This window comes from Arcticibacterium sp. GJ41-1, from assembly GCF_055808875.1.
This window is the reverse complement of sequence record NZ_CM147888.1, coordinates 2,046,279-2,068,327: the sequence shown is the minus strand read 5'-3', so window position 1 is coordinate 2,068,327 and position 22,049 is coordinate 2,046,279. Positions and strand designations below refer to the sequence as shown.

The following is a 22,049-nucleotide window of genomic DNA, read 5'->3' as shown; positions in this document are numbered from 1 at the left end:
AATCTTAGTTTTCAATTTCTTTTAAATACCTGAAGACGAGCATCATTATTGCCTACCAACAGTAAGTCAGCATCCTTCTTTGTCTTAATTTTTTCAATAAATTTAGCTTCTTTATTTGCCAAGAAACCACTGTTTTTCAGGAGGGTAAAACCACCTTTTTTATCATTCAAAAGGCAGGTTCCCAAACTGGCATCATACCAGCCGCCAATGGTTTCTGATGCTGTGGAGTTTCCTACCAAAAGTGCATCTGAATAGCCATCGGCATTAAAATCGTCAATCAAAATGCCGTAAATAGGACTAAATTGAGTTTCAATGGGCAGCTGATGTGCCACAAATGCTGAACCCGTATTCTCAAAATAGAGTGTTCTTAATTCACTTATTTCAGCATGGTAAGCAGATTGAATTTCTTCTTTGGTAAAAGACTCTTCAAACCTAGCTTCCGCATATTTTCTATAATCAGGAAATCGCCTTTTCATAGACGGGATTTGAAAAGTCAAAATATCTCTGGTAGCCAGCATCCATTTTTCATGATGAAGATATCGTGTGACAATAGGGTCTAATGAGCCATTTTGGTCAAAGTCTGCCGCATATATTTCAATGGGTTCATATTTAGCCGTTTTAAGGTTGGTATTTAAACCAAGGTTTCCTGCCATGATGTCTAAGTCGCCATCTTGGTCAAAGTCTGCCACAGCCAAACTGCTCCACCATCCCGTTGGGAATTTTGTGTCAAAATCACTTTTAGAAGACAAAGCGTATGCTCCTTTTGAGTTTTTAGTGCCAAAGAATATTTTTAGCGGCATCCACTCCCCTGCTATCGCCAAATCTTGCAGACCATCTTGATTAAAATCTGCCGCAACTGCATCATTTATTAAGCCTATTTTCAATAATTCAGGAGCTTGCTCTCGGGTGATGTCTTTAAATACGCCTCCTCTGTTTTCTAGTAAATAGCTATTTGCAGGAATAGGATATTGCCCTGAAACACATCTACTTCCTCTAAAAATGTCTAAATCCCCATCTTGGTCAAAATCAATAGCTACCACAGCGGAGCCACTCACATCCATTTTAGGCAATAGGTCTTTCTGCCATTTAAAACCTCCCTTTCCGTCGTTTAAATAAAGACGGTCTTGATATGCTTGTGAGTTTCCTTCTAAATGACTTCCTCCACTTACCACATATAAATCTTGGTCACCATCCCCATCTGCATCAAAAAACAGAGCATCGGTATCCTCAAAGTAGGCTTCTTTGGGTACTTCAACATTTGTAAAAGCACCATGCTGGTCTTGAAAAAAAATGTAGGACTTTTGCCCATAATCAGAGCCAATGAAGAAATCTTCCATCCCATTTCCATCAGCATCTTTGACCGCGATAGGCGGCCCATTTTCAGATTGCTTATTGATTAAAAGTGGCGTTCTGCCAAAATCATTAAACTCATTTTCAAAGTGAGTAAAATCTAAATCAGTTTTGAACAATTCGGTAAACATTGGAGCAGATTCCGTTTGTTCCTTTTTCATTTTCTCATTTGGCTTATAAGCTACATCATAAACCTTGTTTATAGGGATATCCTTTTCGGTTTGACATTGACCGTCCGGCCAAATAATCTCTACAGAATCTACCTTATTTCTTTTCCCTAAGCCAAAATGAACAAATGGCTCCACCGAAGACACAAAACCTCTGGTTGGGCTAAAATGAGCCGTTTGAACTAAAGAATCTGCATACACTTTAAGTTTTGCACCCTGCACTAGCTTGTGCTCTAAACTTATTCTTAGCCAATTGTTCTCTTTCGAATTGTTCTTATAAATTCCCGCAGGGCTATCAATGTTATTGACCACCAAATCTAAGTCGCCATCGTTATCAAAATCAGCATAAGCAGCTCCATTTGAGAAACTTGGTGTATTTAATCCCCAACTTTCAGACACATCTTCAAAAGCTAAATCCCCTTTGTTTTGATAACAAAAATTAGGAATCTTAACCTCTGGCAGGTTCATGAGTTTTTTATAGGCATCCTTCCTTTTTTGTGTTGGGTCACCAAAACCTCCGGCATGTAACTCTTGTAAATAAGCCGTAAAATCTAGATTGGTTACATCTCTCCTATAGCCGTTAGAGATGAAAAGGTCACGCTGTCCGTCATTATCAAAATCGGCAAAAAGAGGAGCCCAGCTCCAGTCAGTTTTCTCTACACCTGCTAATTGCGATATTTCGCTCCACTGCAATTGACCTTCTTGTGCCATTTGAAGGGTGTTTCGCATGTATTGTGGCTGATAACCCATTTTGAGGTCCATCTTAAAACGCTCATAATTGCTTCCTGGAAGCATCATTTTTTGCCTTACATTGGTATTGGGTAGCATGTCTACCACCATTATATCCATTAAATGGTCATTATTGAAATCAGCAATATCAACACCCATGGCATTATGCGTTTGATGCTTTAAATAGCTAGCAGCCATGTTTTTAAAAGTGCCATCTTGCTGATTTACCCAAATCAAATCGTTTGACAGAAAGTCATTAGAGCAGTAAATATCTTCCCAGCCGTCATTATTTAAATCGGCTATGGCTATGCCCAAGCCATAACCTTCGGTCAAAATTCCAGCCTCGGTAGACACATTTTCAAACAGTGGCTGGGCTGCTCCATTGTTTCTATAAAGTCTATCGTTTGAAGCTCCTTCCCCATTGACTTTTTTAGGCCGCAGTGCGTTTCTGTTATATTTTTCTAAGGCATTAGTTAACACATAGGCATCTAAATCGCCATCATGGTCATAGTCAAAGAAAGCCGTTTGCGTACTGTAGCCCATATCGTCTAAGCCATATTCCCTAGCCATTTCTTTGAACGTTAGTTCTCCACCGTTTACACCTGATTGGTTAACAAACAAAAGATTAGCCCTTTTCATAGAATCTTCTACAAAACCTGCGACAGAGATGTAAATATCAGGCCAGGAGTCTTGGTTAATATCTACCACGGTAACACCTGTGCACCAAGCGGAAGTACCAACATTTGCCGTTTCCGTAACATTTTCAAACTTAAGCCCCTCGCCAGTATTTAGATATAACTGCGAGGAAACCTGATTTCCCGTAAAAAACATATCCAGAAAACCATCTTTATTAAAGTCGCCAATGCCCACTCCGCCACCGTTATAGACGTATTCAAATTCTAGGACATTGAAGGTTTCACTTTCTACTATGTCGTTAGAAAAAAGGACACCAGACTCTTCAGGAGAAATGAGCTGAAACCGCTTTTCGGGTGCTGGTTTACAGCCAAACAGTAAAGTCAGGCCAATAATTATATACTTACCTCTCATTTTAAAGCGAATTCCTTTTGATAAGAAGCATCGGAATATTGACACTTTGTTTTTGATTCTTTGTGATTATTGAGCGAAGCGAGTTACTTACAGCTTCCGTATCGGTTTTTATAACTGAAATACCGCCTGCTATCAATTCTTTATAGATAGAATCTCCAAAAGAAACTAGGCCTACATTTTCCCCAATAGTTAAGTCTTTTCTTTTTAAATCTTTGACAATAGACACCAAATGTGCATTATCAAAAACCATAAAAGCGACTCCGTCGGTCACCTCTACTTCATCTGGCGAATCGATGATGCGAGCATCTAAATTATTCAACTTAGCAAAAAGCAAGAATTCGGTGTACCATTCTGCTGGAATGTATTCATTATCAGTGGTTACAAAGTAGAGCGTTCTATACTTTTGAAATACCTCCGCATTTTTAAAGAGCACATTTTTGAAGTTAGCATAGTTGCTATAATTGATGCTAGAGCAAGCTGATAAGGCATCTGTCTGTTCCGAATCAATGAAAATAAGTCTTTCATTAGGTATTTTACTGAAGCCATCTTTCATGTCATTTGCTTCATTAAGATGTGATGAAACCACTACAAAGTGATGATAGTCTCCCGCTTGTTTTTCTAGTCGCTCTAAAAGGTATTCTTTTCTATATTCATGCAGACAGATATCAATCTTATAGGTCTTATCTAACTGCGACGATAAACTATTATAAATGGCTAGGGTGTTCTCTGTTATTTTGCCAAATATCAATAGCACTCGCTTTACTTTCTTTTGCTCTGTAATGAAAAAACCTTTCCGATAAGTAGACTTCACGTGGCCACTTTGAAAAAGTTTTTTGTATGCTTTTTCTACCGTTGCTCTTGCCATCAGAAACTCTTCACTGGTTTCATTAATGGAAGGTAATCTATCGCCAGGTTGGTAAATACCATCTTCTATTTGCGATAAAATCCTATTGGCTATTTGTAAAAATTTTGGAGTTTCGCTTCGCTCATCAATAGCAAAGCATGCATCGTTAGTGTAGGCTAATTCTCTCATAATTATTAGTTTTATTTCTTTCGAAATTGACTGGTGATAAAGCTTACAATCTGATATTATAAAGCTTCCTAGTCAATTTCAATTCGGGTTGTTTTTCTATGGTTCAAATGTACTTTGATGGCCTCCAAGCTATTAGGACAAATCGCACAAAAAACAGGACATTACGCACAAGGCTCCCATAACCAACTGATAATAAAAGATAAAGCCCAGTCAAAAGACTGGGCCATATTCAAGAAAATTCACTTTACTTACTTAAACCTTATATTTTAGTAACCCGTATTTTGCTGCACATTCGGGTTTAAATCAATTTCATTTAACGGTATTGGGAAATAAAGATTTTTAGAGACGTCAAAGGAAACATCATCTCTAGCTGAGCTAAAATCATAGCCTGCTCCTAAGTTGATTTTTCCTGCCATGTGCCATCTTCTAAGGTCTAACCATCTGGTGCCCTCTTCACCTGCCAGCTCCATTAATCTTTCTTTATTAATCCAGTCAAAAACTTTAGCTTTATCAGACTCGGCTGTACTATAATTAGCAGGAGCAGTTCCTTCCGGATTCATATTTCTAGCTCTAGTTCTAACCTCATTAATTAAATCTATAGCTGCTGATGCCGAACCTCCGCTTTCTAAAATAGCTTCTGCTTTTAGAAGTAATATGTCAGCGTATCTTAAAATTCTTGGATTGTTTGCAGAGCCTACACCTGTATTAGTTTTAAGGTCGCCTGTGCTCCAATATTTCTTAAAGCTCAAGTCTGATGGGTCAATAGTAGACGCTATTCTAGGGTCACCTTCTTCAAAGGCATCCATTAGTTTCTGTGTACCTATAAAAGGAGCTGTTCCAAATAAAGAATAATGGTTTTCATAAAAACCCCAATAAGCGGAAGTAGAACCTACACCACCAGCTTGGAAATCATTTGGTAACCAAACATTATCATTATCTGGCTGAGAAGCTTGAAATTCAAAAAGTGACTCTGAATTATTCTCGGTTTGAGCATTAAAGTTATCGGCATAGTCCGCAACTAATTCTCTATCAGTTATTTTATCCAAAGCAGCCAAAGCGGCAGCGAAGCTTTCAGTACTTTGCGTAGCACTTCCTTTAAATATCAAAGACTTACCCAACATACCGTTAGCAGCACTTTTGCTCACTCTACCTAGGTTATTATTATCCCAAGAGCTTGGCAATAGATTAGCAGCAGCCGTAAAATCTGCAATAGCTTGGTCTAATAAGTCTGTTCCGCTTGAACTAGGAGGCGTAATCTTATCAGAAGACTGAATTCGCTCATCTATCAAAGGTGCCGTTCCAAAGTAATTCCAAAGCAAGAAATTACCATAGCCTCTAAGAAAGAGAGCTTCGCCCATCATGTTATCCTTATAACCAGCAGTAGTAATTATTCCAGACTCTTCATTAAGTTTTTGAATGGTCGTATTTGCTCTATTGATAAGCTGATACGTTACTTGATAGAAACTATTAAGTTTACCATCAGCGGGCTGCAAGGTTCCGAAGAGCTCAAAAGAAGCAGTACCTGTGGTGGTGATATCATCACCTGGCAGTTCCCATAATGCATGAAGGGAGTTTCCGCCATTATACCAATAAAGGTCCGTCAGTTTAGCGTAAACACCAATTACTGATTTAGTATAATGCCCTTCCTCGGTAAAGTAAGATGCCTCTGTAGGCGAAAGCGGGTCTAAGTCTATTCTAGAATCATCACAGCTGGTGTAAATCAGCATAGAACAGCACAAAAATGTAAAAATGAATAATGCTCTTTTTTTCATAGATCTATTATTTAAATCGTTTTGAATTTCTTTTTAAAAGGATGCCGTTATACCTGTGGTAAATGACCTAACTGGAGGAATTAAGCTTCCACCTGGGCTTGTATCTTCTGGGTCAAGACCAGTCCATTTTGAAGCCACAAATAAATTAGTTCCTCCCACATAAATTCTAGCTCCATTAATAAAGCCTACGCTTTCTAAAATATTGGCCGGTGTGGCATAGCCTAACTGTACATTTTTAAGGCGTAAGAATGCGGCACTTTCAATAAATCTATCGGAGTATCTATTGTTTCCGGCTGGGTCAGACCTTACCGCTCTTGGCATGGTGGTAGAAGGATTTGCTTCTGTCCATCTATCAAGGGTTGTAGTCCACTGGTTATTACCAGCACCAAGCATTCCTTCTCCGTTTGCTCTAAAGCCATTATATCTATAAATATCACCTACTCCTTGGAAGAAAACAGATAGGTCTAATCCCTTATAATTAGCTCCAACATTAAATCCATAATAGAAACCAGGAATAGTATTGGCTAAAAATGTACGGTCTTCTGCGTTTACTACGCCATCAGGCACACCATCTGGACCACTTACATCTTGGAAATACATATCACCCGGTTGGAAATTATTATTGTTATTTCCATCCGTCATTGTGGCTGTCCAAGCATCTATTTCTCCTTGGTTTTGGAATATGCCATCTACTTTATAACCCCATAGATAATTCATAGGCATTCCTACTTCAATACGTCCACCACTGCCACCAAAAGGTTGGTCACGGAAAGTTTTCTCTACCGTATTATCAACCGTGGTAAGGTTACCACTAAAGCTATACTGTAAGTCGCCTACGTTTCCGTTATACCCTAACTGAAACTCCATCCCTTTGTTTCTTACTGCAGCAATGTTTAGAATTGGTGCATTTTGATTACCAACACTTGCTGGTAATGCCGCAGCTTGTAGAATCCCAGAAGTTAATCTGTTATAGTACTCAATAGTAGTGGTCATTTTTCCTTTGAAAAACGACGCATCAAAACCTAAACTATACGTTTCACCAATTTCCCAACTTAAATCTTCTACAGGAAAATCAGGTAAGGCTGCACCATTTTTTAAAGTTCCGATAGCGTTTCCGTTTCCAGAACCAAAGGCATAATCTGGAGTATTAGAAATAAGAGACAAGTAAGCAAAAGAACGTGTCTCTTGGTTTCCTAGTCTACCCCAACCAGCCCTTACTTTAAAATCGTCAATAAAAGTCAAGTCTTTCATAAATGGCTCTTGACTAAGTCTCCATGCAGCTGAAACCGCTGGGAATGTTCCCCACTTATAACCCGGAGCAAATCTTGAAGCACCGTCTCTTCTTACCGTAGCGTCTAAATAATACTTACTTTTGTAATGATAACTTACTCTTCCTAAATAGCCTTGAAGTGCATTTTTCTCTCTAAATGAGGCCGAAGTAACATAAGGCTGTACTGTATTAATATTCCTAAAGGCTTCTTCAGAAAACAATATTTGAGAAGAATTTCCGCTCATGTATTCGTAAGAATAGTTCTGGTCCATGGCATTTACCAATAAATCTAAATGATGGTTTTGGTTAATAACCTTGGTATAGTTAATACTAAACTCTTTTATGATATTCAGATTCTTAGTGTGACGTTCTCCGTAACTACCTTTTGACGTTCCGTCTCCTATAGTGTACGGGTTCCCGGCAGTTTGTGAGAAAAGATAATTATCAAATTCTGTCCAAGAATTTCTTCTATTATAAAGCCAGTCAACACTCATTGTACCTTTTATTTTCAAACCAGGAATAGGCTCTATTTGTGCAAATGCTGAACCCATATTTCTAAGTAAAGTGTACCTATTATCCGAAGTAGCCGCACGTCCAAAACCATTTGAATTAGTTTCTGGGCCGTAAAGAAGATTTACGTCACCATCAAAAACATAAGGAGGAATAGATGGCAAATACTGTGGACGGGTAAAGTTTTCAAAAACTTGTCCTAATTCAGGATTAGGAATAAAGTTAACACTGATTGATGGAGCATAACCATAAGGACCATTTGGGTCATAAATTGGTTGCCATGGAGATGTTTCAGCAGCATATCTTAAATCGCCATAAGCTCCTTGGTCAAGTACTTTATTATGCGATAATCTGAAATTTACGCCAGTAGAAATATATTTATTGACTTTACTATCTATATTCATTGCCAATGAGAGCCTATCCATAGCATTTCCTTGAAGCGAACCCTCTGTGGTACTGTAACCACCAGAAACGTAATATTTGGTAAACTCATTTCCTCCAGACACTCTCAAACTGTAATCCGTATTTGGAGCATTCGAATTTATAAGTGGCGTTTGCCAATCATAGGTTTCCCTATTGCCAAGGTAGTTAGGACTAGAAGCATCAAACTGGTCAGGAAGATTTCCTGCCTCATTAGGATTATTTGCATAAGCTTCTCTGTAAAGGTTGACATACTGATTTACATCCAACATATCTAGCTTCTTTGTCACATTCTGAACACTATGTGATATAGACATGTCAATCTTTGGAGCACCAGACTTACCTTTCTTAGTAGTTATCAAAATAACACCATTGGCAGCTCTAACACCATAAATAGCTGCAGCCGAAGCATCTTTCAGCACAGACATAGACTCGATGTCATTAGGATTTATCATGGCCAAAACATTGACACTACCTCTAATATCACCAGTTAATCCATCTGTGGTACCGCTACCATACTCCGTTAACGGAATTCCATCAACTACATATAGGGGTTCGGCGTAGCCAAATGTACTTATCCCTCTGATTCTTACTTGAGGTCTAGCAAAAGAACTTCCACCTGGTGTAGAAACAAAAACACCAGCCATACGACCTTGCATAGCTAATTCAGGAGACTGTGCTACACTTTTTGAGATGTCTTTAGAAGATACCGTGGATATGGCACCAGTTAGGTCTTTCTTTTCTCTAGAACCATAACCTATAACCACCACTTCATTAAGTGTACCTTCCTCAGCATTTAATACAACATTGTATTCGCTAGCACCAGTAATGGGAACATTTTGAAGAACATAACCTACATAAGAAAAAACAAGTGACTTAGCTGACGCAGGTACTGTCAGGCTAAACTTTCCATTCATATCGGTAATAGTTCCTACGGTGGTTCCGCTTACCAGAACACTAGCCCCAGGTAGTGCTGTGTTATCCAAGCCATCAGTGACGGTACCATTTACCGTCTTTGTTTGAGCCTGCGTTTCGAGGCAAAGAAAGAACACGATTGCCATCGAAACCAGAAATTTAAAACAGGAGTAATTTTGGTTCATAATCTATTTTACTAGGTGAGAATAATTGATTGAAATGCTAAATTTGTATCTTTCGAGGATTTTTTTATCCTATTCTGTCTGTTTAACCATGTCGTTTTTGAAGAAAGTATTGCTCTTAAATCTACTCCTTAGCACCGCTTATGCTCAGATAGATTTTAAGCATCTCACCACGGCTGACGGATTATCCCAAAGTAATGTTTGGCAAGTAATTCAAGACAAAAAAGGCTTCTTTTGGTTTGCTACCTCTGATGGGTTAAATAGGTTTGACGGCTATGATTTCAAGGTTTTTAGGCATGACTTAGAGAATCCAAACAGCTTACCCATCAATGACATCACCAATGTATTTGCTGATTCTAAAAACAGCATTTGGGTTTCTACCCGAAACAATAAACTATGTAGACTAAATGATGATGGAAAAACCTTTCAACAACACTCTATTTCAATAGGAGGAAATGAAGTAGAGAACTTAAGTATTTCGACATTTGCTGAAAGCGAGGGCAAATTATGGATAGGTACCATGGAGTTTGGCCTTTTCTATTACGACTACCAAACCAAAGAAATTAATAGAACCAAGGTAACTAGTTTAAGAAAATCAGTAACAGCCCTTTTCAAAGATGAGCAAGACCTCATGTGGGTGGGTAACAAACAGGGAGAAGTTATGATTTTCAACCCTACATCTAAGGCCATATCAACGTTTAAAATACCAAAAAAATCAAGTGAAAAACCTTTCCATTATTCTATCACCTTTATAAAGAAAGATTCGCAAGGAAGAATATGGGTAGGTACAGCAGGAAGCGGTCTTTTTGAATTTAACATTCAAACTAAAAGCTTTAGACAGGAATTACTAGACCCAAACTTATATGAAACTGTTAATCTAATTACAGACCTTATAGAAGACCATGATAGAAACTTATGGATTCTTACAGACTACGGTGCATTTTTCTATCCTAATGGAGACAGCTCTAAAAAGGTCTATTTATTTCCCGACCCTGATAATGACAAAGCTTTAAGTACACATGCTTTAAAAAAAGGAATATGTGATAGAGATGGAAATATAGTAATAGGCACTTGGCAGGGTGGCATCAACATAAAATATGCAGAGACCGAAAAGTTTAACTCATTTAGGCATCAACCTTTTAACGCTCAAAGCTTACTGACCGACCGAGTTACAGCCCTTGCCCATGATGATGCTGATAATATTTGGGTTAGTTCTACCAAAGGTCTTACCGTCATTTCTAAGAACAGAAAGAAATTCCAACGCTATACCACCGAAAATTCTTCTTTACCGAGTAATGACATCAATGACCTTTTAGCTACCAAAAATGGAAACATTCTGATATCTACATGGACCGAAGGCTTTTCGCTTTATGAAACTAGCTCAGGAAAGTTTATTCCCTTTAAACTGAAAGGAAGTAAATCAGTCAAAACTTTTGCAAGAGCAGGAGATGGAAAAGTTTGGATAGGCACCATGGAGAGAGAATTATATCTCTTTGATGAAAACACAAAGTTGGTAGAAAGAGTAACCCATACCACTCTCGTAAAAATCCTAAAGGAATATGACATTAATCTCCTTTACGAAGACTCCAATAACAATCTCTGGATTGGCACTTATATATCTGGGCTGGTAAGGTGGAATCTAAAAACCGATGAAGTAAAGATTTTCACAGCAGATGAAAAGGTAGGCTCTTTGCCATGCAATGCTATTTCAACCATGCATGAAGACCTTCAAAAGAGAATATGGATTGGTACCAGTGGCTGCGGACTCTTATTGTTTGACCCAAAAACAGAAACTTTTCAAACCCATAACAAACAAGATGGTCTCATAAACAATAATGTATCTAGCATTTTAGAAGACCGTCAACAGAATTTATGGATAGCCACTAATTCTGGCATGTCACGATACGACCCATTTTCTGAAAAGTTCGAGAATTATAATCAGTCTGACGGTTTAGTAGGTCATGAGTTTGTTAAAGAAGCTGCATCTCAGTTGCCAAATGGTGACTTGGCCTTTGGAAACATGCAAGGCATGGTAGTTTTCAAGCCAGAACAGGTCAGAAAAATAACCTCAGCCCCTAACCCATATCTAACCGACTTAAAGATATTTAACGAGTCCATAGACCAAGAAAGTAGCAGTGCACCTACAAAACTTGATATGACCCAAGCCACGGAATTGGTTTTCACACCTTCTCAAAACATTTTCTCTATTGAATATACCGCTCTCTCTTTCCACCCTTACCATAACATAAAATACGCCTATAAGCTATCAGGTTTTGATACCGACTGGAATTATGTGGGTGCTCAGCGTACAGCTCCGTATTCTAATTTGACCGAAGGTACCTATACGTTTATGGTAAAAGCGGCTGAAGGCAATAGTCCATGGAGTGAGGCAAAAATGGTCAAAATTATAGTTTTACCACCATGGTACAGAAGCTGGTGGGCATATGGACTTTATACTATTTTGTTTTTAGCGGCTATAGTAGCTTGGCGACAAAACATTTTAATACGAGAGCGTTTAAAAGCAGACATTAGGATTAAGCAGTTAGAAGCGGAAGCCATAAAGGCACTAGACGATACTAAATCTAACTTCTTCACCAACATCTCACATGAATTCAGAACGCCGCTTACTCTTATTTTAACACCATTAGATAAACTCATAAACGACAGAAGTCAAAAGAGTCAAGTCAAACACCAATTTTTGGTGATGCAGCGAAACGCTCAAAGGCTGTTAAGACTTATTAATCAAATATTAGATTTATCTAAAGTAGAAAGTCAAAGTTTAAAGCCTGAAATTACTCAGAACGACATCATTGCTTTTCTAAACAGAATAGTAGAATACTTTGAAGATTTAGCGAAGAACAAAAACATCACCCTCACTTTTCAGTCAAACGTAGCATCTCATCAAGGTTATTTTGACGCAGACATTGTAGAAAAAGTCATTTATAACCTATTATCAAATGCCTTTAAATTCACTAATGCTGGAGGCGACATTAAAGTTAAAGCTAACGTAGACCAAGCTACGCAGCAATTAAGCTTAGTGGTAGAAGACTCTGGAATAGGTATTTCAGAGCAAGATATGTCACACCTTTTTGAACGATTTTATCAAACTCAGGGAGAAACTAGACAGAAGAAAACAGGCTCAGGAATAGGGCTGGCACTTACCAAAGAGCTGGTCGACTTACACCTTGGAACCATTAAAGTAGAAAGCCATCAAGAGGTAGGTACAGCATTTCACATTCAACTACCCATGGCAGCTTCACAGTATCCTAAAGACTGGCTTAATGCAGCCAAAGGCTTGGATATACCGAAGCTAAAAACAGTCAAACACAGCATAGAAACCACTCAAAGCTCTGATGTATATACTAACACCTTAAAGCCTCTTTTACTCATAGTAGAGGATAACGAGGAGTTACGCCAATACTTGCAAGAGTGCTTCTTAGAAGACTACAGAGTTATTACAGCAGAAAACGGTAAAAAAGGAATAGAAAAAGCTAAAAGTGAAGTTCCTGACTTGGTAATTTCGGATTGGCTTATGCCTGAAATGGACGGAACAGAGTTTTGTAGAGCTCTTAGAAAGAGTGAAAAAACAAGTCATATTCCGTTTCTACTTTTAACTTCTAGGTCTGCTAATACCAGTCAAATAGAGGCTTTTGATATGGGAATTGATGATTATATCACCAAACCATTTAACCTGAATATTTTAGAAACTAAGGTCAAAAGCCTTATCAAAAACCGTCAACTGCTAAGAGATAAATGGAGTAACAAGATTTTAGCATCGCCATCTGAAATAGAGCTACCAGTAATGGAAGAACAGTTTATTCAGAAGGCTGTTGATTTTATTGAAGCCAATATTGACGATGCCAACTTTGACTCAGAACAGCTAGAACTGGCCATGAATATGAGCCGTATGCAGTTTTACAGAAAGCTAAAGGCCATTATGAATCTTTCTGGAACAGAATTTATTAGACAAGTCAGACTAAAACGAGCCATCCAGCTAATGGATAGTGGTCATTTCAATGTTTCGGAAATAGCTTGGCAAGTTGGATTCAATGACCCCTCGTACTTCAGTAGATGTTTTAAAAAGGAATTTGGCGTGTCTCCTTTAAAGTATAGAAAAGAAGGAAAGGACGTTTAATCTACGTTAAAGGTTTGAAGCTCTTCAAACACCGTTACAAACAAAGGATACTTTTCTCCAAGTTTATTATACTCGGCGTTTTCTTTATTAAGTCTATGTTTGGTCACTTTAGCTTTCAAAACGTAAGTCCCTTTTTGATTTATGTCCGTTTCAATTTTGAAAGTTCGTTCTTCGCCAGGAAGCATGTTATTATCAGAATTTTTTTTAGCCTCAGGGTACCATTCCCACTCCTCTCCTATTCGGTACTTCTCTGTCTTTATTAGTTTTCCGGTTTCTGTTGAAAGTGTTAATTCTATCAAGAAAAAGCGTTCTGGGTCTCCTGTTGGTACTTTATGACCTGCGTTCTCGTTTTTTAACCTTAGTTTATAAATGAATGCTTCCTCATTCAAATAAGATTTAGCCAGTTTATCTGGATAGAAATTATAACCATTCAGCATGGTGGTTTTAACTGAATCAAACTTTGGAATTCCTGAACCTGAAAAGAAATGACGATGACTTTTTCTTACAGGAAAACCAGGCACTATACTTCTTTCCACATCTTCCATATGGCAATCTTTGCAGTTTTTCTCTCCATAAAATGGCCCTGCTTTCCACTCATCTCCTGTTTCAAAAGTACAGGCCAACGTTGGCGTGATTACGGCATTAGCATTATGACAAGAAATACAAAGATTCTCAGATAGTAATTCAGGAGCCACCTTCACTTTATGTGGAGCCATTCCTGTGCCTTGTGTTCCTATAATTTCATTATTCCGTACATGACAGCTAGCACAGTTTATACCTTCCTGCTGAAGTACTGGGTCAAAGAATGGGTTTCGCTCTTTTACAGGTCTATAAATGTCACCATTGATAAGTCCTGTAACTATTTCTTCTTGTTGGTTTTGAAGCGGAATATGGCAATTAATGCACATAAAAGGGCTTGACTCTTTTTGAAGTTCTGCCTGAAACTGAAGGTCTGTCCATGCATGAGCGTGGGTCGCTAATTTCCATTCAGCATAATGCTCTTGGTGGCACACACCACAATCTTCCGACTTTAAAGAAACCAGTCCTTCTGGAATTTCTTGATGTGGTATAGGGGTTTCCCAAGACTGGGTCAAAGGCATTACCTTATCTCTAAAAAAGATGGCATAAACGGCGGCAGCTACAAAACCGACGAAAATAAGAACGTAGATTATTCTCTTCAATAATTTCTATTTTAACAAAAATACATCAAAGGCTTTTCACTTTAAGTGATTTTTGTCACAAGATTAGCTCACTCTTCCTCTTTAAAAAGAGCGTTTGGCATATTATCAGAAGAACTAACTTTCATTATACCCGATTCATCTACTTCCGTTTTTAGAATTGGCATTCTGTCAATTTTACTTTCCTGAATGCTAAACTCCTTATTAAAAAAAACTTTAGCCGTTGGATCTTTTAGTGCTTCTCCATATTGAAAATCCTTTATCAAAGAGCCCTTTTGAGAATAGGGTATTTGAGCGGTAGCGGCAGCACTTACCAGTATTAAAAGAGAGCAGAGATATTTCATAAATCTTGTGTTTAGCCTTTAATTTAAATCAAGTGGCTTATAAAGAGCAAATTATTTAACATTTGATTTTAGAAATACCCCAGCCACCAATTCAAAAATCAAGCTTACAGTTAACCCATTCTTCGTCAAACTTAGCTCCGTATTTTTCGTAGAAAGTTATGGCAGACTTGTTCCAGTCTAAGACTTGCCACATCATACCGGTGCAGCCTTCTTCTTTACCTTTCTGAATAACGGCTTCAAAAAGCATTTTACCAGCTCCTTTGCCTCTTAATGATTCCTGTACCACTAAGTCTTCTAAATATATTCGCCTGCCTTTCCAGGTAGAATAACGGTAATAATAAATAGAAAGACCTACTACTTTCCCATCAACTTCCGCCACAAAAGCACCAAAAATAGGATTGTCTCCAAACCCATCTTTAAGCATCAATTCTTCCGTATTAGTTACTTGCTCTGGAGCTTTTTCATAAAGGGCTAATTCTTTTACCAAGCCCATCATAGCAGGCACATCAGCCGCTATGGCCTCTCTTATCACCGTATTCATTCTTAAATATTCTTAGTTATGTTGTACGTAATGGTCCCATTTAGCTATCAGGTCTACCATATCTTCAGGTAGTTCTGAGTCAAACTGCATCCACTCTTCTGTTTCCGGGTGTTTAAAACCAAGAGACTTAGCATGCAGAGCCTGACGCGGCATAATTTTGAAACAATTGTCAACAAACTGCTTATACTTTGTAAACATATTTCCTCTTAATGCTCTATCGCCACCATAAGTAGTATCTCCAAAAAGTGGATGCCCTATATGCTTCATGTGAGCTCTAATTTGGTGCGTACGTCCTGTTTCCAAATTGCACTTTACTATACTCACATAACGCATTCTTCTTATAACCTCATAATGCGTAATGGCCACTCTACCGTGGTCCCCTTCAGGAAAAACCTCCGATATTCTTCTATCCTTAAAACCTCTACCAAGGTTCGCATTAATAGTACCTTTATCATCTTTAGGCTCGCCCCAAACCATGCAATAGTACGTTCTCTCTGTACTATGGTCGGCAAATTGCTTTGCCAAATATTGCATAGCATATTCCGTTTTAGCAATTACTAAAAGGCCTGTAGTTCCTTTGTCAATTCTATGAACTAAACCCGGCCTGATGGTTCCGTTTTTAGACGTAGGAAGGTTCTTAAAGTGAAAAACCAATGCATTTACAAGCGTTCCATCCCAGTTATTAAAACCAGGGTGCACCACCATGTCAGCATCTTTATTTACCAATAAAACACTATCGTCTTCATAAATAATATCAAGCGGAATATCTTGTGGGATAATTTCAGATGGCTCTTTCGGAGGTTTTGCCAAAGAAATAATGATATTATCTCCAGGCCTAACTTTATAACTTGATTTTACTAGGTTTCCATTAACTTTTACAGACTCACTATCAATAGCGTGCTGAATTTTATTTCTAGAGCTATTAGTATGATGTCCTATAAACTTATCAACCCTAAGTGGCGTTTGCCCTGGGTCTGCGGTAAGATTGAGATGTTCGTACAACTCATCGTCTTCCAAATCGTCTTCTATATGTTTCTCTTCCAAAAAGATGTAATTTTAGCCCGCAAGTTACCTCTTTAAAATTGGTTTTTGAAAAACACATCCTATATCCTACGCCATTAGAAAAACTATCTAGTCCAGTTTTTGACAAGAAAGGACTGGAAATATGGGTAAAAAGAGACGATTTATGCCATCCTGAAGTCTCAGGCAACAAATTCAGGAAACTGAAATTCAACCTTTTAAGAGCTAAAGACCTAAAAAAAGAAACGTTAATTAGTTTTGGCGGAGCTTACTCAAACCACATTTATGCTTTAGCGGCAGCTGCCAAATTATTTAATTTTAAGTCGGAAGCTATCATTAGAGGTCAAGAGCTTAATGAGACATCTAGCCCTACGCTGGCATTTGCTAGTCAAAAAGGGATGAAAATGCATTTTGTAACACGCTCTGACTACAGAGAAAAGGAAGCTTTAAGTTCTAATTTCTCCGATGAAAGCAAGTTTTTCATTCCCGAAGGGGGAAGTAATCAATACGCATTACCCGGCTGTGCTGAAATCATTGATGAGGTTTTGACCGAAATTACGCCAACTCATTTTTGTTTGGCCGCAGGCACAGGAGGCACTGCAGCTGGTGTATTATCAAATAAAAATTTTAAGGGTGAAGTCTATGGATTTCCTGCACTGAAAAACGGAGGTTTCCTGATAGATGAAATTCAAGATTTGCTTCAAGAGCCAACTGACAGACTTAGTTTTTTTGAGAATTACCATTTTGGCGGCTACGCCAAATACAATGACAAGTTACTTAGGTTCATCAAAGATTTTGAGAACGAATTTAACATTCAGCTAGAACATATTTACACCGCAAAACTATTTTACGGAGTATTTGATTTGATAGAGAAAGGGCACTTTCCTGCTGGCTCAAAAATAGTTATCTATCACTCTGGAGGACTTCAGGGGAGATTAGCTAGCCTTTAAAACTACCTTAAGCTAAACTCAAACCAGAACTTTATAAGGAAAGCACTCCGATTAACTTTCTCCGTTTAAGCGAATGTTAAATCCAATATTTTGTATTAATTTCGTTAGCAACACATTACAACCTTTTAAGGACAAAAAAAATGAAGACCTTTCTTTCTCTTAGTTTGCTTTTAGTATCGTTTTTTTCCTTCTCGCAGGACAATGTTGCCTACTTTTTAGACAAAATATCTACTGCCTCCTCAGGTTCTAGGATAGATGTAAATGCTGAAGGAGATACTATACTTGTTTCTGAATATGATGCCAAAAATGTAAGGTTGAACACTACACAGGCTTTTGAAAAAAAATATTTGGGCACACCCTATTTTAAGAATGGTTGGTTTAAAGAAAAGGTGCTTTTAGAAGGAGGAGAACCCGTAGAAGGGCTAATAGCCTTTAATCTAGAACAAAACACGCTTTATTATTCCAAAAACAAATCAACCCCCTCTGTGGAGCTGAAACCTCTAGAGTTCAGAATAAACGGGCATAATTTTTCCCGATACGAAGATGAGATAAAAGGAGCAGGCGATTATTATTATGAAACACTGTCTTATTCTGAGCCAATGCTCTTAAAACTATATGACTGTAAATTTACCCCATCTAGCTCTGGAGTTAGTACTGGTTATGGCTCTTCTAATTCCAGTATTTATGAAGGGGAATTTGAAAAAAGAGAACGTTTTTACCTTGTAGTTGACAATAAAATGATTTTAGTAAGCCATAAGAAATCCTTCCTTAAGAATTTGGGAAAGTATAGTGAAACGGCCTCTACTATTGTCAAAAAAGATAAGCTTAACATGAAAAAACAAGGAGATATTGTCTCCTTGTCTAAATCTCTAAGTAAAATATGATTTGAATCTATTACAAAATGTACTGGCTCAAATCTTTATTCTTAACAAGGCCAGATAGTCTTTCTGTCACTTTTTCTTTATCTATTAACAATTTAGAGCCTGGTTCTATCTTATCTGGAACATCAAACAGGATTTCATTTAATAAATGACTCATAACAGTTTGAAGTCTTCTGGCTCCAATGTTTTCCACCTCGCTATTCGCTTCAAATGCTATTTTAGCGAGTTCTTTGAGGGCTTCATCATTAAATTCTAAGTCTACCCCCTCCGCTTTTAGCATAGCCACGTATTGCTTTGTAAGAGCATTTTTAGGCTTACTAAGTATTTGATAGAAGTTTTCTTCTGTCAACGACTCTAGCTCTACCCTGATAGGGAAACGACCTTGAAGTTCAGGAATCAAATCAGATGGTTTTGACACATGAAAAGCACCTGCAGCTATAAACAATATATGGTCTGTATTAATAGAACCATGTTTTGTATTCACTGTAGAACCTTCCACTATTGGAAGCATATCTCGCTGCACACCCTCACGGCTTACATCAGGACCACTTTTACCTCCACCTGCTGCTATTTTATCTATTTCATCAATAAATATCATCCCAAGGTTTTCAGCTTTCCAAATAGCTTCTTCTTTTACCTCATCCATATCAATAAGCTTAGCAGACTCTTCTTCTAAAAGAATCTTTCTAGCTTCCGAAATAGGCAATTTCCTTTTCTTGTTTTTCTTTGGCATCATGCCACCTATCATTTCCTGAATATTCATCATGGAAACATCATCAATAGGTCCACCCATAACGCCAATTGGCGAAGCTGAAGAATTTTGAACATTGATTTCAATCTTCCTTTCGTCTAGCTCACCTCTCTTCAGTTTGCCCCTAAAAGATTCTCTTGTTTTCTCATTCAGTTCTTCATCTTTTGACGAAGTCATACCTTCAGGAATTCCAACTTGAGATTTCTTTGACATTGGTGGAATAAGAATATCCAATATCAATTCTTCTACAGTATCGGCTGCTTTTATCTTAACTTCTTCTTTTTTCGCTGTTTTGACTAGATTGACAGAATGCTCTACCAAGTCACGTACCATGCTTTCCACATCACGTCCTACATAACCTACTTCCGTAAATTTTGAAGCTTCTACCTTAGTAAAAGGGGCATCCGCTATTTTAGCTAACCTTCTAGCAATTTCGGTTTTACCCACACCGGTAGAACCAATCATCAATATATTATTAGGAACTATCTCGCCACGAATGTCTTCGTCAGCATTCATTCTACGCCACCTATTTCTCAGAGCGATCGCTACGTTTTTCTTAGCGTCTGTTTGACCAATGATATATTTATCAAGCTCTTCTACGATTTGGCGTGGAGTGAGATTCTCTATTTTTTTTGACATCTAGCTTTATCTTTAATTTGGAGTTTGCAAAGCAAATCAATCTTTCGGTCTTTCCAAAAGAAAGGATTCTGGAATGGAAGAACATCAAATGAGGGGGAAATCATTCCGCTTAAGAAGGAAATTTAGAGGCTAATTTAATGACGAACCACAAAACGCTGTGTAAGCTTCTTTTCGCCATCTACAGCCACAGTAAGGATATACAATCCATCAGGCCATGAAGATACATCAATTTTCTCTGTGTCTTTAGTCAAGTCCAGAACGTAAGAGCCCAATTGTTTTCCATTAATACTAAATACAAACATATCGGCACTTCTAGCTGTCTTAGGAACTATATAATCTATGTTTAAATCATCCTTAACTGGGTTAGGATAAATTTTGGCTACCGTAATAGCTTCTGAAGTACCTGTTGGTATCATGGACGAGCTTTCACAATCACAAACACTGATGTTTACAAATTCACCAGGAACCTCATCTACTAAGCTTTTAACTTCGGCTTCTACCAAAGCACTTCTTGAATCCTTCTTTTTATCATAAAAAGCAACAAAGTACTTCCCTACTTTATCTGGTCTAAAAGAGTTTCCTTTTCCAACCTGATTAATACCAAGCTCGTCAGAGTACCAATAAGTCTTAACTTTTTTACCTCCATCATTCTCTACTTTGAGCGATGGCATTACTCTAGCCGGACTGTAATACTCCACCGTACTTGCCAGTTCTGGCATTTGCATTAATTGCCCATTACAATCTGGAGCATTTACAATTTTGAAAGAACGACATTCTCCACTCATATCAGTGGAGACCAAGGTTACATTAGGCATAAATGCAGGTATATTATCTACCCTATAGTATCCTCCTCCAAGAGAAGTTACATACCCAGAACTTGAGGTTAACGGTAGAATATTTAATCGCCTTAAAAAGTTTGTCAATACAGGAAAACTAAGGTTAGATAAGGCATAGTAAACCTTCTCTACTACACTCCAGTTATCATTAACTAGATGAACTACCATGCTATAACTATCTACCGTAGTGTTACAGTAAACAGAATCTACCACAATCGCAGGCCCCTTACAGCTCTCTACTAAAATAGGGCAACAGGAATTAAACGTACATTCGCCTATCTGTTTAGTATACGTATATTCGCCGCCTTGTTTAATGCTTAAGGAGCTGTCGGCATTAATTTCTGCAATCGTTGAATTTGTTGTTTCATTAATGGCCGAAAAGTTACCTGCAGCGTCTTTGTAATACCAAGTAAGGTTAGCATAACTATCTAGAGTCACTCTATACACTTCGTCCTTTTTTATAGCAATGGGTACAGATACACAACTGGTAGCAGCAATAGCATGTGAATTATCTTGTGTCGGCAGTTGCTGTCCGTAAAAAATTGTATAGCTATTTGCCTTTGAAACATAAGAGGTAAGGTATGATAAACCTTGCTCTTTAACTCGAGCCCTTATAATAAGCTTTGGTTGCTGGCCAGCTTTCAAATCCCCAATTTGCCAAACATTGCCGATAGGCGTAAACTCCCCTATATCTGCAAAGAAGTAAACCAACTCTAATGACTCGGAGAAAAATTGCTTTAGTTCAAGGTTAGTAGCAGCTTGCCCTCCATTATTTTGAACTATGGTAGTGAAGGTTATAATATCGCCAATTTCAGGAGAAGGATTATCCACCCCTTGTATTACCTCTATTTGCGTGTAATCTAGTTTTTCGGCAAAATTAATATGAGAGAGATGAACAGACTGCTCTGTAAAACAATCCTCTGTTTTATTATAGAGCTTTATTTTATATGCGGCATCAAGACTTGGATTTTTTAAACCTTTTATCTCAACGCTTGATTGACCTTCCACAAGCTCAGATGCCAGTGAAAAATCGAATGGTGTGTTGTTTTCTAGGATTTCGTAGTGGGTAGCATTTTCAATGCCTGAAATGACAATTTTACCGTCATTAGTTGTAGCGTTTGTTACGTTTTTACCTCCAACTCTGTAGGTAGGAACTTTACAGCTATTTATTTTGATGGTATTAGCATCTTGTTGAGAAAAAACTGGAATAATACTTAGAAGAAAAAGACACCCAATAAAAGCTTGTTTTATTGCAGTGAGGGCGGAACTCAAAATATTTGGGTTTCCATGATTCATTCTAATTCTGTATTCTATCAGGAAGTTTTATTAAGTAAGTAGTAGTAAAAAGGCAACCTTAAAAGAAAGGCTTTAAAGAAAGC

General features: G+C 37.9%; 13 protein-coding genes. 3 read left to right on the top strand and 10 right to left on the bottom strand.

Annotated features, from left to right (window positions below):
• Positions 1-11 precede the first annotated feature (11 nt).
• The 4 genes from AC0L6O_RS08330 to AC0L6O_RS08315 form a co-directional block, all read right to left on the bottom strand.
• Positions 12-3,293 (bottom strand): VCBS repeat-containing protein, encoded by a 3,282-nt coding sequence (locus AC0L6O_RS08330; RefSeq protein WP_473307754.1) that lies wholly within the window; start codon positions 3,291-3,293, stop codon positions 12-14.
• 1 nt (position 3,294) lies between these two features.
• Complete coding sequence (locus tag AC0L6O_RS08325; RefSeq protein WP_473307753.1) at positions 3,295-4,326, bottom strand: GntR family transcriptional regulator; 1,032 nt, start codon at positions 4,324-4,326, stop codon at positions 3,295-3,297.
• Between the two features lie 266 nt (positions 4,327-4,592).
• A complete protein-coding gene (locus tag AC0L6O_RS08320) occupies positions 4,593-6,098 on the bottom strand; it encodes a RagB/SusD family nutrient uptake outer membrane protein (protein ID WP_473307752.1) in 1,506 nt (501 codons plus the stop codon).
• Between the two features lie 33 nt (positions 6,099-6,131).
• The gene (locus tag AC0L6O_RS08315; RefSeq protein ID WP_473307750.1) at positions 6,132-9,359 is read right to left on the bottom strand and encodes a SusC/RagA family TonB-linked outer membrane protein; all 3,228 of its coding nucleotides are present in this window, start codon (positions 9,357-9,359) and stop codon (positions 6,132-6,134) included.
• 136 nt (positions 9,360-9,495) lie between these two features.
• Between AC0L6O_RS08315 and AC0L6O_RS08310 the strand changes: the two genes are divergently transcribed.
• Entirely contained in the window at positions 9,496-13,530 is a 4,035-nt protein-coding gene (locus tag AC0L6O_RS08310) for a hybrid sensor histidine kinase/response regulator transcription factor (RefSeq protein ID WP_473307749.1), read from the top strand.
• Here the strand turns inward: AC0L6O_RS08310 and AC0L6O_RS08305 are convergent.
• From AC0L6O_RS08305 to AC0L6O_RS08290, 4 genes are all read right to left on the bottom strand, one after another.
• Positions 13,527-14,711, bottom strand: a complete 1,185-nt coding sequence (locus tag AC0L6O_RS08305; RefSeq protein ID WP_473307748.1) for a multiheme c-type cytochrome — start codon at positions 14,709-14,711, stop codon at positions 13,527-13,529. The genes AC0L6O_RS08310 and AC0L6O_RS08305 overlap by 4 nt on opposite strands.
• Before the next feature lie 68 nt (positions 14,712-14,779).
• The gene (locus tag AC0L6O_RS08300) at positions 14,780-15,052 is read right to left on the bottom strand and encodes a hypothetical protein (protein WP_473307747.1); all 273 of its coding nucleotides are present in this window, start codon (positions 15,050-15,052) and stop codon (positions 14,780-14,782) included.
• A 91-nt stretch (positions 15,053-15,143) separates the two neighbouring features.
• Positions 15,144-15,593: a GNAT family N-acetyltransferase gene (locus tag AC0L6O_RS08295; protein WP_473307745.1), complete on the bottom strand. Its 450-nt coding sequence runs from the start codon at positions 15,591-15,593 to the stop codon at positions 15,144-15,146.
• Positions 15,594-15,605: 12 nt separating this feature from the next.
• Positions 15,606-16,637 (bottom strand): RluA family pseudouridine synthase, encoded by a 1,032-nt coding sequence (locus tag AC0L6O_RS08290; RefSeq protein ID WP_473307743.1) that lies wholly within the window; start codon positions 16,635-16,637, stop codon positions 15,606-15,608.
• Between the two features lie 38 nt (positions 16,638-16,675).
• On the opposite strand from AC0L6O_RS08290, the gene AC0L6O_RS08285 reads away from it, so the two are divergent.
• Both AC0L6O_RS08285 and AC0L6O_RS08280 read left to right on the top strand, forming a co-directional pair.
• Complete coding sequence (locus AC0L6O_RS08285) at positions 16,676-17,563, top strand: 1-aminocyclopropane-1-carboxylate deaminase/D-cysteine desulfhydrase (protein ID WP_473307742.1); 888 nt, start codon at positions 16,676-16,678, stop codon at positions 17,561-17,563.
• Positions 17,564-17,703: 140 nt separating this feature from the next.
• Positions 17,704-18,447: a hypothetical protein gene (locus AC0L6O_RS08280; RefSeq protein WP_473307741.1), complete on the top strand. Its 744-nt coding sequence runs from the start codon at positions 17,704-17,706 to the stop codon at positions 18,445-18,447.
• Positions 18,448-18,457: 10 nt separating this feature from the next.
• Here the strand turns inward: AC0L6O_RS08280 and hslU are convergent, their stop codons facing one another.
• Positions 18,458-19,834 carry an ATP-dependent protease ATPase subunit HslU gene (hslU, locus tag AC0L6O_RS08275; RefSeq protein ID WP_473307740.1) on the bottom strand — a complete coding sequence of 459 codons (1,377 nt, stop codon included), beginning with the start codon at positions 19,832-19,834 and terminating at the stop codon, positions 18,458-18,460.
• A 134-nt stretch (positions 19,835-19,968) separates the two neighbouring features.
• Positions 19,969-21,966: a T9SS type A sorting domain-containing protein gene (locus tag AC0L6O_RS08270; RefSeq protein ID WP_473307739.1), complete on the bottom strand. Its 1,998-nt coding sequence runs from the start codon at positions 21,964-21,966 to the stop codon at positions 19,969-19,971.
• Between the last annotated feature and the right edge of the window lie 83 nt (positions 21,967-22,049).

Excerpts from the sequence above, each read along its gene's own strand:
- AC0L6O_RS08330 (WP_473307754.1), bottom strand. The coding sequence starts at position 3,293 with ATGAGAGGTAAGTATATAATTATTGGCCTGACTTTACTGTTTGGCTGT.
- AC0L6O_RS08325 (WP_473307753.1), bottom strand. The coding sequence starts at position 4,326 with ATGAGAGAATTAGCCTACACTAACGATGCATGCTTTGCTATTGATGAG.
- AC0L6O_RS08320 (WP_473307752.1), bottom strand. The coding sequence starts at position 6,098 with ATGAAAAAAAGAGCATTATTCATTTTTACATTTTTGTGCTGTTCTATG.
- AC0L6O_RS08315 (WP_473307750.1), bottom strand. The coding sequence starts at position 9,359 with ATGGCAATCGTGTTCTTTCTTTGCCTCGAAACGCAGGCTCAAACAAAG.
- AC0L6O_RS08300 (WP_473307747.1), bottom strand. The coding sequence starts at position 15,052 with ATGAAATATCTCTGCTCTCTTTTAATACTGGTAAGTGCTGCCGCTACC.
- AC0L6O_RS08295 (WP_473307745.1), bottom strand. The coding sequence starts at position 15,593 with ATGAATACGGTGATAAGAGAGGCCATAGCGGCTGATGTGCCTGCTATG.
- AC0L6O_RS08280 (WP_473307741.1), top strand. The coding sequence starts at position 17,704 with ATGAAGACCTTTCTTTCTCTTAGTTTGCTTTTAGTATCGTTTTTTTCC.
- hslU (WP_473307740.1), bottom strand. The coding sequence starts at position 19,834 with ATGTCAAAAAAAATAGAGAATCTCACTCCACGCCAAATCGTAGAAGAG.
- AC0L6O_RS08270 (WP_473307739.1), bottom strand. The coding sequence starts at position 21,966 with ATGAATCATGGAAACCCAAATATTTTGAGTTCCGCCCTCACTGCAATA.